This is a genomic window from Amycolatopsis sp. WAC 04182 (genome assembly GCF_003947465.1).
In the GTDB taxonomy this organism is placed as follows: Bacteria; Actinomycetota; Actinomycetes; order Mycobacteriales; family Pseudonocardiaceae; genus Amycolatopsis.
On record NZ_QHJJ01000002.1, the window covers coordinates 458,631 to 473,017 of the forward strand.

Sequence of the window (14,387 nt, forward strand, 5' to 3'; positions counted from 1 at the left end):
CCTGAGAGCAGGGAAGGAGGCTTCACTACCCCGCCGATCCTTCCCGGCGGACTGAAGTACATGAAGGCCCCCTTCCTTGCGCCCAGGTACAGGAAGGGGGCCTTCATGTACTCGGGAAGGTGCGAAGGTCGAGTTTCCTCGGCTGAGCCGAGGGAAGGGGGCCTTCACGCGCGGCCGCTGTTACTTGCGGTACCGCTGAGACCTGTGAGAATGGCTCGTTCCGTGAAGGGCCCCTTGAGGGACCCAGAGTCCCTCAAGGGGCCCTTCACGGACCGGCTATTCAAACCCCCGAGGCCCCGCCCGATACTTGCGAGACAGAACCGATCACCTCGACTTTGGCCCGGAACTAACGCTCACCCCGGATCGTGCGCCGCAGCTTCGGCACCCGCTCGTGCAACGTCCGCTCCGCCCCGCGCTGGGTCGGTTCGTAGTAGTCCCGCCCCACCAGCTCGTCCGGCGGATACTGTTGCGCCAGAACACCTTCCGGCACGTTGTGCGGGTACCGGTAGCCCTTCGCGTTGCCGAGCTTCTCCGCTCCCGCGTAGTGCCCGTCGCGCAGATGCGGCGGCACCGTGCCGATCCGCCCGGACCGGACGTCGCTGAGCGCGGCGTCGATCCCGGTGATGACGGCGTTCGACTTCGGCGCCGTCGCCAGGTGCACGGTCGCCTGCGCCAGCGCGAGACGGCCTTCCGGCATCCCGATGAACTGCACCGCGTGCGCCGCCGCGACGGCCGACTGCAGCGCCGTCGGGTCGGCCATGCCGATGTCCTCGCTCGCGTGCACCACCAGGCGGCGGGCCAGGAACCGCGGGTCCTCCCCCGCCTCGATCATCCGCGCCAGGTAATGCAGCGCGGCGTCCACATCGGACCCTCGGATCGATTTGATGAACGCGCTGATGACGTCGTAGTGCTGGTCGCCGTCGCGGTCGTAGCGCACCGCCGCCTTGTCCACTGTGGACTCGACGATGGCGAGGTCGATCGTCTTGGCCTCGGTCGCGCTCGCCGCGTCCGCGGCCGCTTCCAGCGCGGTGAGCGCGCGCCGCGCGTCGCCGGAGGCCAGCCGCACCAGATGGTCCCGCGCGTCTTCGGTCAGGGTGAGTTCGCCGCCGAGACCACGTTCGTCGGCCAGCGCGCGTTCGATCAGCGCGACGATGTCGGCGTCGGTCAGCGGCCGCAACTGGAGCACCAGAGACCGCGAAAGCAGCGGCGAGACGACGGAGAACGACGGGTTCTCCGTGGTGGCGGCCACCAGCAGCACCGTCCGGTCCTCGACGGCGCCGAGCAGGGCGTCCTGCTGGGTCTTGGAGAACCGGTGGACCTCGTCGATGAACAGCACCGTGTTCTCGGCGTTGTAGGCCCGGCGGCGGCGGGCTTCTTCGATGACCCCGCGCACCTCCTTCACCCCGGCCGACAGCGCCGACATCGCCACGAACCGGCGGCCGGTCGCGGCCGAGACGAGGTTCGCCAGCGTGGTCTTTCCCGTCCCCGGCGGGCCGTAGAGCAGCACGGAAGCGGGAGCCGCGCCTTCGACGAGCCGCCGCAGCGGCGCGCCCTCACGCAGCAGGTGCTGCTGACCGACGACCTCGTCGAGCGACCGCGGCCGCATCCGCACCGCCAGCGGCGAACCGGCCGGTACAGCGATCTCCCTCGGCTCGGCCGGCTCCGGCGGAGGCCCGAGGTCGGGGTTCACGGTGAAGAGTTCGTCCTGTGCCACGGTGTCGACGGTAGCCGTACCCACCGACGGTTCCGGCCACAGGTCAGCGCAGCCGCTCCCGGAACGCGTGCCACATGATCACGGCCGCGTACGGCACGAACTCACGCCCGCGCCGCCACACCCACGGGATGCCCTTGAGCACCAGCCAGCCGACGTGCCCGGCGGTACTCGGCTCCATGCCTCCCGAGCAGGTCAGGCTGACCGGACGCGGCACCGCGAACCCGGCCTCGGCGAGCCGTTCGGTGAACCCGGTCGCCAGCATCCGGTGCCCGAGTTCCGACGGGTGCAGCCGGTCGACGCTCCACGCGGTGAGGTCGTAGGCGCCCGGCAGCAGTTCGAGGTCGAGACACGGCACGCCCTCGCGTTCGACGACCCCGGCGATGGCGGCGTTCAGTTCGGCCACCCGCTGGCTCAACGCCCGCCGCAGCGACTGCGGGAGGCGGAACACCTTGCCGTGATCGTGGTAGCGCACCGGGACCACGGTGGTGCCGACGGCGGCCAGCGTACGGATCACCTCGGTGAGGTCCGCGGCGATCCTCTCGGCACTGAAATCGGGGCGCAGCGTGTCGTTCATCCCCGCCACCACCAACGCGACGTCCGGCCGGTGCGCCACGGCCGCGGGAAGCTGCTTCGTCAGCACACAGCCCATGCGCGCACCGGTGAACGACGGGTTCAGGTAGCCGTCCGGTTCGACGCCCAGCGCCTCGGCGACGAGCGGGCCGACCCCGCGCCAGCCGCCTCGGTCCGGCAGCGGGTCGCCAAGGCCCACGGCCGTGGAATCGCCGAGCACGACCAGTCTGCGCGCGGACCTCGGGACGGCGGGCGCGGGAGGAAGGAGAGGTTCGGGACTCGGAGTGACTTCGACACTGATCACGGTCACGGTAGCCACCATCGGCCACGCAGACTCACCCGTGGTGATGCCTGGGTAACGCGGCGAGGACGGTCGAGCGAAAAGTCCGTGCGGCGGTTACCGGAACGCCGGATAGAACGCGAGGTCCGCGTGCGGCCCGAGCCGCGCGCCGAGCGCCGCGGCGACCCGGGTGGCGTGCTCGGAGATGTGGGTCAGGCGGGCGCGCAGCGAATGTTTGGCCAGTTCCCGCCACCAGGTCACCAGCGCGGCCTCCCGGCTGATCGGCGTGGCGTGCCGGTTCAGGTCCAGCTCCGGCAGGATCTCCCAGGTGATGACCCACAGCAGGAGCAGCTGACCGTCCATCAGGTGCTCGGCCAGCGCGTCTTCGTCCGCGAGCGCGGGCCAGACCGAGACGACCTCGGCCCGCCAGGCCGCGATCATCGCCTCGCTCATCCCCGGCGGCAGCGCCAGCGCGTCCTCGCTCGACGCGAACGGGAGCCGCAAGTACGCCGCGTCCATCAGCGTGCTGCGCACCCGGCCGCGTTCGAAGTCGAGGAACCGCACTCCCCCGCTGGTCACGAGGTTGTTGTCCGGGCTGAGATCGACGGGGCTGAACGCGCGGTACGACGGCGAACCGGCCCGCTCGGCGACCTCCATGACCCGCTGCTGCACCGGCTCCGGCGTCTCGACGTCGAGCAGTTCCTCCAGCAGGCCGGGCAGTTGCGCGCAGACCGCGGGCAGCGGCGCGTCCTCGTTCTTGACCGGGCCGCCCAGACGGCGCAGCAGCGCGTTGAAATCGGGTTCGCGGCTCGCCGTGCTCGCGTGCAGCCTGCCCAGCGACCGGGCCCAGGACAGCAGCGCGCGTTCGGCGCCGCGCGCGTCCCGCGCGTGGAGCTTGTCGTGCAGCGTCGGGACGCCGCCGAGGTCCTCGATCACCAGGACGCGATCCCGGCCGTCGTGGGCCAGCAGCTCCGGGCACATGCGGTCCTCCGGCGCGAGCGCGGTGAACAGCTGGTAGCTGACCGCCTCCTGCGCGAACGGGTCTGGCCGTCCCGGTTCGGGTTGGTCGGGGTAGTGCTTGATGACCAGGGTCCGCGGCAGCGCGAACGGCGACGACGCCACCCGCGCCCGCACGACCGTCGCCGGGCCACTGCCGGCGAGGTCTTCGGGGGCGACAAGGGTGATCGCGCTGCCGAATCGGCGCGAAAGGACCGACTCGCCGGCCGCGACCGCGGCCGCGATGGCGAGGGTTTCGGCTCCAGCTCCGACGGTCGAATCGTCGGCAGAGGAGGTATCGACTGTCATTGCCACCGACCCTACTCGTGACTGAGCAACCATGACCACTGAGATCCGGGCAATCGCGCGCACTGGCGCGATCTGGGACTCATCCGCGTGAAAGCGGACGTTCCGTCACCCTCGATCGTTGCCCGCGACGGCGCAATGTCAGCACAATGGCCGCAGCTGCAACGATTCCGATGAGATTGACCAGCAGCTGACCGGCCGAATAAAGGCACCGTTCCCACTGACCGGCAACCGCCGCGACCACCGCGTAACCCGCCGCGGGCACCGTCGTCACCGAGATGAACACGCCCACGAGCGCGGCGGATTTGGCCGAAGTCATGGAAAGCATCCCGGCCGCGCCGGCGAGCAGCGCGACGATCAGTGACGCGATTCCCACCTGGTAAACGAAATCGACCTCGTGGTTGTCGGCGAGCTTGCTGACCTCCAGCACGCCGGTGGCGTTACCCACCAGAACCACACCGAGGGTGATCACCATCGCGATCGGGAAACCGCCGAGCAACGCGACCGCGCCCTGCTTCACGAGATCTTTCCGGCGCAGCACCAACCCGACGGCGATGGCCGCCAGCGGGCCGAATTCCGGCCCCACGACCATGGCGCCGACGATGGTGACCGCCGAGTTCGTGATGACGCCGACCGCCGCCAGCAGGCACGCGATGGTCAGAAACGCCTGAAATGTCCAGGTGAGGCGCGACTCCTCGCCGGTGCGGCCGACGAGTTCCTGCCACACCACCGCGTCCGCGGCCTCGCCCGGCGCGGCCTCCTCGGCCTTGTCGGCGGCGTCGGACACCGCGGTGTCCAGCGCTTCCAGCGTGATCCCGCCGGTGTGGTCGAGGTCGAGCCCGCACAGCGACTCGACGATCTCGTCGGTCGCCTCGCGGGCGATGTCCGCCTCGATCAGGTCACCCTCGGGCGCGACCGCCACCCCGCGATGCACCACGAGATGCGCCGTCCCGGCGTGTGCCCGCAGGATCCGGATCGCTTCTTCGGTCCGGTCCGGCGGGCACACGGCCCTGAGATGGAGCATCAGTTCTTCACGGGCGGCGCGGGCTTGGCGTCGATGCCCGCCTCCTTGCGCTGCTCCGCGGTGATCGGCGCGGGAGCCGCGGTCAGCGGGTCGAACCCGCCGCCGGTCTTCGGGAACGCGATGACGTCACGCAGCGAGTCGGCCTTGGCCAGCAGCATGACGATGCGGTCCCAGCCGAACGCGATCCCGCCGTGCGGCGGCGGGCCGAAGGCGAAGGCGTCGAGCAGGAAGCCGAACTTCTCCTGCGCCTCTTCCTCGGACAGGCCCATCAGCTCGAAGACCTGCTTCTGCAGCTCCTGCTGGTGGATACGGATCGAGCCGCCGCCGATCTCGTTGCCGTTGCAGACGATGTCGTAGGCGTACGCCAGCGCGTTGCCGGGGTCGTCGGCGAGTTTGCCGATCCACTCCGGGGTCGGTGAGGTGAAGGCGTGGTGCAGGGCCTTCCACTTGCCGCCGCCGACCGCGACGTCGTCGGACTCCTCGGCCGAGATGAACATCGGGAAGTCGACGACCCAGACGAACGACCAGGCGTTCTCGTCGATCAGGCCGAGACGGCTGCCGATCTCCAGCCGGGTGGCGCCCAGCAGCGCACGCGCGTCGGCGGGCTTGCCCGCGGCGAAGAAGACGCAGTCGCCGGGCTTGGCGCCGACGGCTTCGGCGACCGTCTCGCGCTCCTTCTCCGACAGGTTCTTCGCGACCGGCCCGCCGAGCGTCCCGTCCTCGTTGACCAGGATGTAGGCGAGGCCGCGGTGGCCGCGCTGCTTGGCGAAGTCCTGCCAGGCGTCGAGGGTGCGGCGCGGCTGGTCGGCCCCGCCCGCCATCACGACGGCGCCGACGTACGGCGCCTGGAACACGCGGAACGGGGTGTCGGCGAAGAACGCCGTCATGTCGGTGAGTTCGAGGTCGAAGCGCAGGTCCGGCTTGTCCGAACCGTACTTCTCCATCGCCTCGGCGTAGGTGATGCGCCGGAACGGCCGGGGGATGTCGGCGCCGATCAGCTTCCACAGCGCCGTCACGATGTCCTCGCCGAGCGCGATGACGTCGTCCTGCTCGACGAAGCTCATCTCGATGTCGAGCTGGGTGAACTCCGGCTGCCGGTCGGCGCGGAAGTCCTCGTCCCGGTAGCAGCGCGCGATCTGGTAGTACCGCTCGAGACCGCCGACCATGAGCAGCTGCTTGAACAGCTGCGGCGACTGCGGGAGCGCGTACCAGGAGCCGGGCTTGAGCCGGGCGGGGACCACGAAGTCGCGGGCGCCTTCGGGGGTGGAGCGGGTCATGGTCGGGGTCTCGACCTCGACGAACTCCTGTGCGTGCAGCACCTCACGGGCCGCGCGGTTCACCTCGCTGCGCAGGCGCATCGCGGCCGCGGGGCCGCTGCGGCGCAGGTCGAGGTAGCGGTGCTTGAGCCGCACCTCCTCGCCGACGTCGACCCGGTCGTCGATCGGGAACGGCAGCACGGCGGCCTCGGACAGCACCTCGAGCTCGGTGGCCAGGACCTCGATCTCGCCGGTGGGGATCTCGGTGTTGGCGTTGCCCTCCGGCCGCTTCGAGACTTCGCCGACGATGCGGACGCAGTACTCGGAGCGCAGCTGGTGGGCGCGCTCGGCCATCTCGCCCTCGCGGAAGACGACCTGGCTCACGCCGCTGGCGTCACGCAGATCGATGAAGATGACGCCGCCGTGATCGCGCCGCCGGGCCACCCATCCGGTGAGGGTGACCGTCTGACCGGCGTGCTCGGCACGCAAGGTGCCGGCTTTGTGGGTGCGAAGCACTGCGGGTGCTCTCCTTCGGCATCACGATTCTGCGATTCGACGGCGCTGCGGTTCGACTGCTCTGCGCCGACGTCAAAGGCTAACGAATCGCCCCGGATGCCTCGCGACCAGGTGTTCTCAGATCGTCGGCCAGGCCTCCAGCGCCGCGACCATCCGCCGGGTGTGGGCCAGGTAGTCCGGCACGGACAGGACCCGGCCGTCGATGTTCTCCAGCAGCCAGCCCGAGGCCGCCTCCCGCGACGCGAAGAACTGCGTGCAGACGAGCGCCTCGACGTAGTCCTGGCCGAGGGCGAGGTCGATACCGGGCAACCGCGACGCGGCGACCACGGCCTGCGGCGGGTCGACGCTCAAGACCCTCTCGCGAGTGAAGTGGACGCGGACGTGTGCCCCGGTCGCCGGGCAGACGGCGTCCGCGTGCACGGGTTCACCGGTGGCGACGGCCAGGAGGAACAGGTCGACGCGGTACCGGTCCGAACCGGCGCGGTCGGCCGGGCGCGAGCCGCGGTCCATCACGACCAGGCCGTCGCGGATGGCGAAACCCATCAGGTCCATCAGGCGGTGGGCTTCGGCGGGCTCCATGCCGACGGTGGCGGCGAGTCTTCCGATGGCGATGGGGTGTCTGCCCGCTCTGGTCAGCTTGGTCGCGGCCCAGGCGATGCGGACAGCGGCGGTGCGATCCGTCCGGGTGGTCAACAGGCACCTCCTCGCCTTCGTCCTGTCGAGATTAAGCACGAAAAGGTTTTCCGCCAAGTCACTGCGCCGAACGGCCGAATGCGTTGTGCGGTAAGAAAATTCACCCTGTGTAGCGAGGGACGGCCCTACAACAGTTTGAGCTGCTCGGCGTGTGGTTCCACCGCCTCCGCCGAACGCTGCACGGGCATCGTCACCTGCATTCGTTCCCCGTCGTCCGCACGGGAACCGAAGCCGTGACGGCGCAACAACGGGCCGACGCGAGCACCCAGCCGCTCCCGATAGGACTTCGGAAGATAGGCGCCGCGCGAGTACAGCTCCCGGTATTTCGGCACGAGCTCCGGATGTTCCCGGCCGAGCCAGCGCGCGAACCATTCCCGCGCGCCGGGCCGCAGATGCAACGGGAGGACAGTGACCCGCGTGGCGCCCGCCTCGGCCAGCTTCGAGAACAAGGCGTCGAGAGCGGCCACCGAGTCGGTCAGATACGGCAGCACCGGCGCGACCAGCACCGAACACGGCAGCCCGGCGTCCCGCGCCTTGCGGATCAGGTCGAGCCTCGCCCGGGGGCTCGGCGTCCCCGGCTCCAGGCGGCGCTGCAGATCTTCGTCGAGCAGTGCGAGCGAGATCGCCAGCCCGGCGGGCACGTCCTTCGACACCGACTCCAGCAGCGGCAGATCCCTGGCCAGCACGGCCCCCTTGGTGAGGATCGACAGCGGCGTGCCGGAATCGGCCAGCGCGGTGATGATGCGCGGCATCAGCTTGTACCGGCCTTCGGCGCGCTGGTAGGGGTCGGTGTTCGTGCCCATCGCGACGTGCTCGCGTGTCCAGCTCGGCCGCCGCAGTTGCGCGGCCAGCACTTCGGGCGCGTTGACCTTCACGATCACCTGCGTGTCGAAGTCCCGTCCGGCGTCGAAGTCCAGGTACGTGTGGGTGTTCCGGGCGAAGCAGTTGTGCGTGACCATGCCGTCGGCGATGAAGTCGCCGGTGCCGGTGGTGATGTCGAACAACGGCAGCTCGATGCCCAGCGGTTCGATGGACGTCACCTTCCGCCTGGTCCGGCCGATCGCGAGGCCGTCGAGCGACCGTTTCCAGCCGACGGCGGGATCGGCGAGATGGAAGAACCGCACCTCCTCCGACGGCCCGCCGAGGAGCTGTACCGTCCACAGCGGACGGAACTTGACGTTTTCCGTTCTCACGTAACGGAAGCCGAAGTTGTCCAGCGCGGCACAGAAGGTCGAGACGATGTCCTGCTCGTCATGCGTGACGCGCAGCGCGCCGTGCCGGTAGCTACCGGCGAGATCGAACAGTCCGGCGAGGAATCCGCGCAGCCAATGGGAATCCGGCGAGGGCGGAACCTGCACGAAACCGACCGACGCACCGAAATCGGGCAGGTACCGGAGCGCGCGATCCGCGGCGTCCTTCTCGGTCGAGAAGCCGCCGGAGCGCAGCATCCCGCACAGGTATCCGGCGCGATAGCCGAGCGTGTCGTCCGGGGTGCGGGCGAGTTTCCCGACGCCGACGAGTTCGGTTCCGCCGACCAGATGCGGCCGCTGCGCGGCGCCGAACCGGGTGCCGGTGACGTGTTTCCACCCGCGCCCCGTCAGGAATCGGTGATCGCCACTGGCCACGATGGACGTTCCGTCGTCGAGGGTCAAGCGGTACGCCGGTTTCAGCGTCGACCAGTGCGCGAGCACCTTCGTCGCGACCAGGCGGCGACCCGCGCCACGCCCGCGCGTCCCGTAGATCGCGTCGCCGGGCGCGAGTTCCGCCAGCGCCTTCGTCCGGCCATCGGCCATCAGGACCGGCGTCGCGCCTTCGAGGCAGTACGTGCACGCGTGCGAGCAACCGCGATACGGATTCACCGTCCATCCGAACGGGACACCCGATCCGTCGGGCACCTTGTTCAGCACGGATTTGGCGTGCACCTCGTGGAAGGTGACGCCGTCGAACTCGGGCGTGCGCACCGAACGCAGCAACCCGTCCAATCCGGGCAGGACCGGCTCGCCGCCGTCCGCCCGCTGTCGATCCCATCGCACCCGGCCAGTCGAACACATGTTCTAGACGAGTGTCAAACAGATGTTCGAACACGGGTGATCTTCGCAGCTAGAGCTTCGTGATCTCTTCCGCCACATACCCGGCGGGCTGGATCAGCCCCGCGCACCGGCTCTCTCCGCGCGGCGTCGCCGACCGGCGGCGCACCGTCACCGAGTAGAAGTCCTGGCCACCGCGCACGGTGACGAGCCGCGCGTCGGATTCGAGCAGCGGCTCCTCCTGGACGGCGAGCACGTCGTCGAGACCGGGCAGGTCCAGCTGCCGCCGGAGCGCGATCTCCGCGAACTGCGCCCACGCCGTCCGGGCGGACGTCCGGCCGCGAAGCTGCTCCGGCTCGACCTGGCCACGCAGAGCGGACTTGGCGACCAGCGCCGCTTCGGCCGGGTTGAGCTGTCCGTGCAGGAAACCGTCGGGGACCACCAGGAGATTGCCCGCCCAGCGGTCGCCGCCGACGTGGCTGACCTCCCAAGCCCGGCCGGGGTGGTTCGTGTCGAGCGTCGAAGCCAGCGGCCTGCCGAGCACCGCGCAGCACATGTCCTTGGTGCCGTGCGTGCAGACCAGGAACAGCGGCCCGTCCACTCGCGTGCCGAGTCCGCCGACGCCGTCCGCGACCGCCTCGAGGTCCAGCTCGGCCAGTTCGCTCAGGTCGCGGATCTCCAGGCGCTCCAGCCAGCGGTTCCCCGGCTCGCCTCCGCCGACGTAGACGGAACGGGGACGATCCGGATCACGACGATGTTTGCCGGGGCGTCGGATCAGCAGCGGGCGGAGCCCGTGGGACCGTCTCAAGCTCTCGAGCAGCTCACGGCGCTCGGCGGGGAAGGCCTCGTCGAGGACGTTCTCCAGCGCGTCCGCGGGCCAGGGGCCCGGCTGCTCGATGAGCAGCCAGCAGCGCATGTCCGCGGCGGTGCCGGCGGGGCTCGCGCCCAGCATGCGTGCGACGGTGGCGCAGCCCGGCAACGCGGCGGGCGGCGCTGAAGTGTCCGAGAGCTGAGCGGTCATCGGCCGACCGCTCCGGACTTCACCTTAGGCATGCCTTAGCTTACCCCGCCTGACCCTCCTTCACACTTCTCGTCCCCTGTGACTTTCAGCCGATCGAGAGCAGCCCCTGCGTGGTGAGCTCGCCGAGGAAGGCGCGCACCGTCCCCCGATCGAGTTCGGACAGCTCGGCGAGTCGTTTGACCGCCTGCGGCGTGCCGTCGAGCAGCGCCTTCAGCAGCGGGGCCGCGGCGCCCGCGAAGACGAACCGTTTGCCGTCCGCGAGCAGGGTCACCCGGCCGTCGCTTTCTTCGAGCACCGCCCTCGGGACGAGGAACCGGACCTCGGTCTCGTCGCCGTCCGGCAGCAGGCCTGGGGTCGCCGCCCAGGGCAGCCCGACCCGCGGATGCGCCGGGGCCGCCGAGTCGCGTTCGGCGAGGAACCGGTCGACGACGTCGCCGGTCAGCGTGGCTTCCAGTTCCGCCCGCAGCGCGGCGGCACGGGCCGCCCGCTCCTCGTCCGTCCCGAACCTCGGGAGGTCCTGCCGGAACACGGTGCTCGCCCGGAGCTTGTCGGCGAGCCAGGAAACCAGGTCGATCCCGGTGGCCGGGCTGAACCCGAGCGTGAGGTGCAGCGACATCTCCCCCACCGCGGTGACGTCGTGCCAATGCCCACGCGGGACGTAGAGGACGTCGCCGTCTTCGAGGATGAAGTCGTCGATCGGTTCACCGGGCCGCTCGGGCTGCTCGACGTCGCGGTGCAGCGGAGCGGGCCTGGTCGGACCGTGCATACGCCAGCGTTTGCGACCGGCGACCTGGATGATGAACGCGTCGTGGTCGTCCCAGTGCACGTCGAAACCGTGGGTTACGCCCCAGCCCGCGTACAGGTTGACCTGGACGCTCTCGCGGAGGTCGTGTTCGAGCCCCCTGGCGAGGTCGCCGATCGGGTCGCTGAGTTCCTGGATGGCGTCGAGCACCATCGTCGCGCCGCCGCGGAGATGCTCGGTGAACGGAGCGGCCAGCAGGCGGGGGACGGTGCCACTGCGACGGGTGGGGACGAGATCGGTGTAGCTCTCCATGGGCACCGGGGTGCCGTCGAGCGCGAGGCGCAGCCGCGGGAACTCCAGGCGGTGCTGCCGGAGGATCGCGTTCAGCGCCGGCCACGGCAACAGATCGGCGAACCGGCCCGCGCGGCCTTCGAAACGGCGGTAGGTCTCGCCCTGGACGTCTTGGAAGAACTGGCTGACCCCGAGCGGAGCCACGAGGTCAGCCAGCGTCGGCGTTTCGGGCACTCAGCCGTCGTTGCCGTCGTTGTCGGCGGCCGCGCCGTTGGCCTTCCCGCGGTCGACCGCGGTCGGGATCATCTCGACCTCCAGCAGCAAACCGCTGTCGGGAGCCTGCGTACCTGACTGTTCCTGTGCCATCCTGCCACCTTTTTCTCAGACGAGCGGACGGACCGAAAATCGGTCTGGAGCGCCGCCCAGCCTACGACACGTTTCGAGAAAATTCACTGTCCAGCAGGGAAAAACGGCCTAGTGAGCGATCTTCGACACCGTGGCGCCGGTTCACCCGGACAGCGGTTCTAAGCTGCCATCCATGGCTGATCCGGCATCCGTCCCCCGCCCGCGCTGGGACGTGCTCGCGGCCGTCGGCGCCGGTGGCGCGCTGGGCAGCCTCGCCCGCTACGGACTGTCCGTCGCGATGCCCCATCCCCGGGGCCAGTTCGCGTTTTCCACCTTTGCCACCAACGTTTCCGGCTGTCTGCTCATCGGCGTCCTGATGGCGTCGCTGACCGCCGCGGCCGATCCGCACAGGTTGCTCCGGCCGTTCCTCGGGGTCGGGATCCTGGGCGGTTACACGACGTTTTCGACCTACGCGACGGACACACTCGATCTTGTGACCACCGGGCGTCCGTTCACCGGGTTGGCCTACGCGTTCGGAACTGTGGCCGCGGCGCTGGTAGCCGTCTACGCCGGCCACGAGATCACCCGTGCGGTGAAGAAATGACCCTCCTCTTCGTCGCGCTCGGTGGCGGTTTCGGGGCGATCGTCCGTTTCCTGACCGATCTTCGGCTGCGCGCGTGGCGAGGCGACGCCTTCCCGTGGGGCACGCTGACGGTCAACATCACGGGCTCGTTGATCCTCGGCGTCCTGACCGGCTGGGCACTGCACGGCGGCCAGCCGGACGGCGTCCGCTCGCTGCTGGCCGTCGGTTTCTGTGGCGGGCTCACCACTTTTTCGACCTTCGGCTACGAAACTCTGCGCCTCTTCACCGAGAAGACGCGCACTCGGGCCGCGCTGAACGCCGGCGTCACGATGGCCGCCGGGATCGGCGCCGCGGCGACGGGGCTCCTGCTCGCCTCCGCCGTCTGGCACTGAATCAGCCTTCGGGCGCCATCCGCCACGCCGCGGCCGCGATCGCCTCACGCTGCTCGGCCGGGAGGTCCGCCGCCATCTCCTCCAGCTTTTCGACGACGCCTTCGTGGGCGGCGTTCGCGAGCCGGAGCCCCTCTTCGGTCAGCGTGATCTTCAGCGCGCGGCGATCGCCGGAATCCGCGACCCGCTCGACGAGCGCGCGCCGCTGCACGCGGTCCACCAGGCCGGTGACGCTGGACTTCTCCAGGTTGAGCATCTTGCCGAGGTCGGTCATCCCGACGCCCGTCTCCCCCTGCGCCAGCACGCAGAGCAGCTGAGCCTGTTGCGGCGTGAGGTCGTGGGACCGGCCGACGTCGATGAAAGCCCGCTGCACCAGATGCGAGAGCCGCACCAGCGCCGTCGCGAATCCGAGGTCTTCGGCCGTGGTCATGAACGAAGTCTACTTGACGATCGTTCGGAGTACGAACTACTGTAGTTCGTAGTACCAACATTCCGTATTACGAACTAGGGGGACTCATGACCACGACCGTGGCCGTCATCGGCGGGGGATACGGCGGCACGACCGTCGCCAAGGAGCTGGACTCGTTCACCGACGTCGTGCTCGTCGAGCCGCGCGAGGATTTCGTCCACCACGTCGCCGCGTTGCGGGGACTCGTCGATCCCGAGTGGACGGATCGGCTCTTCTACCCGTACGCCCGGCTTCTCGAGCGGGGACGGGTGCTCCGCGACCGCGCGGTGAGCGTGGACCAGGGCGGCGTCACGCTCGCGTCGGGCGAACGGCTCACGCCGGACTACGTCGTACTGGCGACCGGTTCGGCGTACCCGTTCCCGGCGAAGATCGATTTCCACGACAGCGCTTCGGCGAAGGCGAAGATCCGCGCTACCAGGGAGGAACTCGCGGACGCGGAGAAGGTGCTGCTGCTCGGCGCGGGCCCGGTGGGCCTCGAACTGGCCGGCGAGATCAAGACGGTGTGGCCGGAGAAGGCCGTGACGATCGTCGACCCGGCGAAGGAGATCCTGCCCGGATTCCCGGAGGACTTCCGCGCGGAGATCCGCCGTCAGCTGGACGGCTTGGGCGTCGAACTCCTGCTCGGCACCTCGCTGACCGAGCCGCCGGTCTCGGAACCGGGGCAGGCCAAGACGTTCACCTCGGCGCTCACCGGCGGCGGTGAGGTGACCGCCGACCTGTGGTTCCAGTGCTACGGCGGCGCGCCGCACACCGCGTACCTCGACGGCGAACTGGCCGCCGCGCGGCGGGCGAACGGGCAGGTGGAGGTGACTCCCGAACTGCGGCTACCGGGACAGCCCGGCGTGTTCGCGCTCGGCGACATCACCGCGTTGCCGGAGGGGAAGCTGGCGAAGGTGGCCGGCGACCACGCCGAGGTCGTCGTGGCCAACATCCGGGCGCTGATCGAAGGCGGCGAGCTGCGCGCGCACACGCCGGGCGGGCCGATGATCTCGTTGCCGCTCGGGCCTTCCGGTGGCGCGACCTACGCCGAGGAGGTCGGGATCCTGGACGCGGCGACCACCGCGGAGATCAAGGGGTCGCACATGATGGTGTCCCGCTACGAGGAGCTGTTCGGGCAGGCGTAGCGCTCGTGAGTGGTAAGGACGGTTAGAACCGTCCTTACCAC

Annotated in this window: 14 protein-coding genes; 3 read left to right on the forward strand and 11 right to left on the reverse strand. The window is 69.8% G+C overall.

What is annotated here, in order from left to right; all coding sequences use genetic code 11:
* Positions 1-346 precede the first annotated feature (346 nt).
* The 10 genes from DMH01_RS09305 to DMH01_RS43525 all read right to left on the reverse strand — a co-directional run bounded on the left by DMH01_RS09305 (position 347) and on the right by DMH01_RS43525 (position 11,802).
* On the reverse strand, positions 347-1,714 hold the full coding sequence (locus tag DMH01_RS09305) for a replication-associated recombination protein A (protein WP_125675118.1): 1,368 nt from the start codon (positions 1,712-1,714) through the stop codon (positions 347-349).
* 43 nt (positions 1,715-1,757) lie between these two features.
* On the reverse strand, positions 1,758-2,606 hold the full coding sequence (locus tag DMH01_RS09310; protein ID WP_125675120.1) for an SGNH/GDSL hydrolase family protein: 849 nt from the start codon (positions 2,604-2,606) through the stop codon (positions 1,758-1,760).
* A gap of 75 nt (positions 2,607-2,681) precedes the next feature.
* The gene (locus DMH01_RS09315; protein WP_125675122.1) at positions 2,682-3,869 is read right to left on the reverse strand and encodes a phosphotransferase; all 1,188 of its coding nucleotides are present in this window, start codon (positions 3,867-3,869) and stop codon (positions 2,682-2,684) included.
* Positions 3,870-3,948: 79 nt separating this feature from the next.
* Entirely contained in the window at positions 3,949-4,890 is a 942-nt protein-coding gene (locus tag DMH01_RS09320) for a DUF389 domain-containing protein (protein WP_125675124.1), read from the reverse strand.
* On the reverse strand, positions 4,890-6,662 hold the full coding sequence (gene aspS, locus DMH01_RS09325) for an aspartate--tRNA ligase (protein ID WP_125675126.1): 1,773 nt from the start codon (positions 6,660-6,662) through the stop codon (positions 4,890-4,892). The genes DMH01_RS09320 and aspS overlap by 1 nt, the downstream gene beginning before the upstream one ends.
* 117 nt (positions 6,663-6,779) lie before the next feature.
* Positions 6,780-7,355: an organomercurial lyase gene (gene merB / locus DMH01_RS09330; RefSeq protein WP_125675128.1), complete on the reverse strand. Its 576-nt coding sequence runs from the start codon at positions 7,353-7,355 to the stop codon at positions 6,780-6,782.
* A 125-nt stretch (positions 7,356-7,480) separates the two neighbouring features.
* Entirely contained in the window at positions 7,481-9,388 is a 1,908-nt protein-coding gene (locus DMH01_RS09335; protein WP_125675130.1) for an intein-containing Rv2578c family radical SAM protein, read from the reverse strand.
* Positions 9,389-9,455: 67 nt separating this feature from the next.
* Positions 9,456-10,403, reverse strand: coding sequence for a sucrase ferredoxin (locus DMH01_RS09340; RefSeq protein ID WP_125675132.1), 948 nt, complete (start codon positions 10,401-10,403; stop codon positions 9,456-9,458).
* 85 nt (positions 10,404-10,488) lie between these two features.
* Complete coding sequence (locus DMH01_RS09345; protein WP_125675134.1) at positions 10,489-11,670, reverse strand: cupin domain-containing protein; 1,182 nt, start codon at positions 11,668-11,670, stop codon at positions 10,489-10,491.
* Complete coding sequence (locus tag DMH01_RS43525; protein ID WP_255431246.1) at positions 11,671-11,802, reverse strand: hypothetical protein; 132 nt, start codon at positions 11,800-11,802, stop codon at positions 11,671-11,673.
* Between the two features lie 172 nt (positions 11,803-11,974).
* Here DMH01_RS43525 and crcB (DMH01_RS09350) point away from each other — a divergent pair, with 172 nt between their 5' ends.
* Both crcB (DMH01_RS09350) and crcB (DMH01_RS09355) read left to right on the forward strand, forming a co-directional pair.
* A complete protein-coding gene (gene crcB / locus DMH01_RS09350) occupies positions 11,975-12,385 on the forward strand; it encodes a fluoride efflux transporter CrcB (protein WP_125675136.1) in 411 nt (136 codons plus the stop codon).
* Positions 12,382-12,756 (forward strand): fluoride efflux transporter CrcB, encoded by a 375-nt coding sequence (gene crcB, locus DMH01_RS09355; RefSeq protein WP_125675138.1) that lies wholly within the window; start codon positions 12,382-12,384, stop codon positions 12,754-12,756. Before crcB (DMH01_RS09350) ends, crcB (DMH01_RS09355) begins: the two co-directional genes overlap by 4 nt.
* A 1-nt stretch (position 12,757) precedes the next feature.
* Here crcB (DMH01_RS09355) and DMH01_RS09360 read toward each other — a convergent pair whose 3' ends face one another.
* Positions 12,758-13,183 (reverse strand): MarR family winged helix-turn-helix transcriptional regulator, encoded by a 426-nt coding sequence (locus tag DMH01_RS09360; RefSeq protein WP_125675140.1) that lies wholly within the window; start codon positions 13,181-13,183, stop codon positions 12,758-12,760.
* 86 nt (positions 13,184-13,269) lie between these two features.
* Between DMH01_RS09360 and DMH01_RS09365 the strand changes: the two genes are divergently transcribed.
* A complete protein-coding gene (locus DMH01_RS09365) occupies positions 13,270-14,346 on the forward strand; it encodes an NAD(P)/FAD-dependent oxidoreductase (protein WP_125675142.1) in 1,077 nt (358 codons plus the stop codon).
* Positions 14,347-14,387: the final 41 nt, after the last annotated feature.

What these genes read in the sequence shown, in the direction of transcription:
- DMH01_RS09320 (WP_125675124.1), bottom strand. Translation starts at nt 4,890, where the DNA reads ATGCTCCATCTCAGGGCCGTGTGCCCGCCGGACCGGACCGAAGAAGCG.
- DMH01_RS09315 (WP_125675122.1), bottom strand. Translation starts at nt 3,869, where the DNA reads ATGACAGTCGATACCTCCTCTGCCGACGATTCGACCGTCGGAGCTGGA.
- crcB (WP_125675138.1), top strand. Translation starts at nt 12,382, where the DNA reads ATGACCCTCCTCTTCGTCGCGCTCGGTGGCGGTTTCGGGGCGATCGTC.
- crcB (WP_125675136.1), top strand. Translation starts at nt 11,975, where the DNA reads ATGGCTGATCCGGCATCCGTCCCCCGCCCGCGCTGGGACGTGCTCGCG.
- DMH01_RS09310 (WP_125675120.1), bottom strand. Translation starts at nt 2,606, where the DNA reads ATGGTGGCTACCGTGACCGTGATCAGTGTCGAAGTCACTCCGAGTCCC.
- DMH01_RS09340 (WP_125675132.1), bottom strand. Translation starts at nt 10,403, where the DNA reads ATGACCGCTCAGCTCTCGGACACTTCAGCGCCGCCCGCCGCGTTGCCG.
- DMH01_RS09365 (WP_125675142.1), top strand. Translation starts at nt 13,270, where the DNA reads ATGACCACGACCGTGGCCGTCATCGGCGGGGGATACGGCGGCACGACC.
- DMH01_RS09360 (WP_125675140.1), bottom strand. Translation starts at nt 13,183, where the DNA reads ATGACCACGGCCGAAGACCTCGGATTCGCGACGGCGCTGGTGCGGCTC.
- DMH01_RS43525 (WP_255431246.1), bottom strand. Translation starts at nt 11,802, where the DNA reads ATGGCACAGGAACAGTCAGGTACGCAGGCTCCCGACAGCGGTTTGCTG.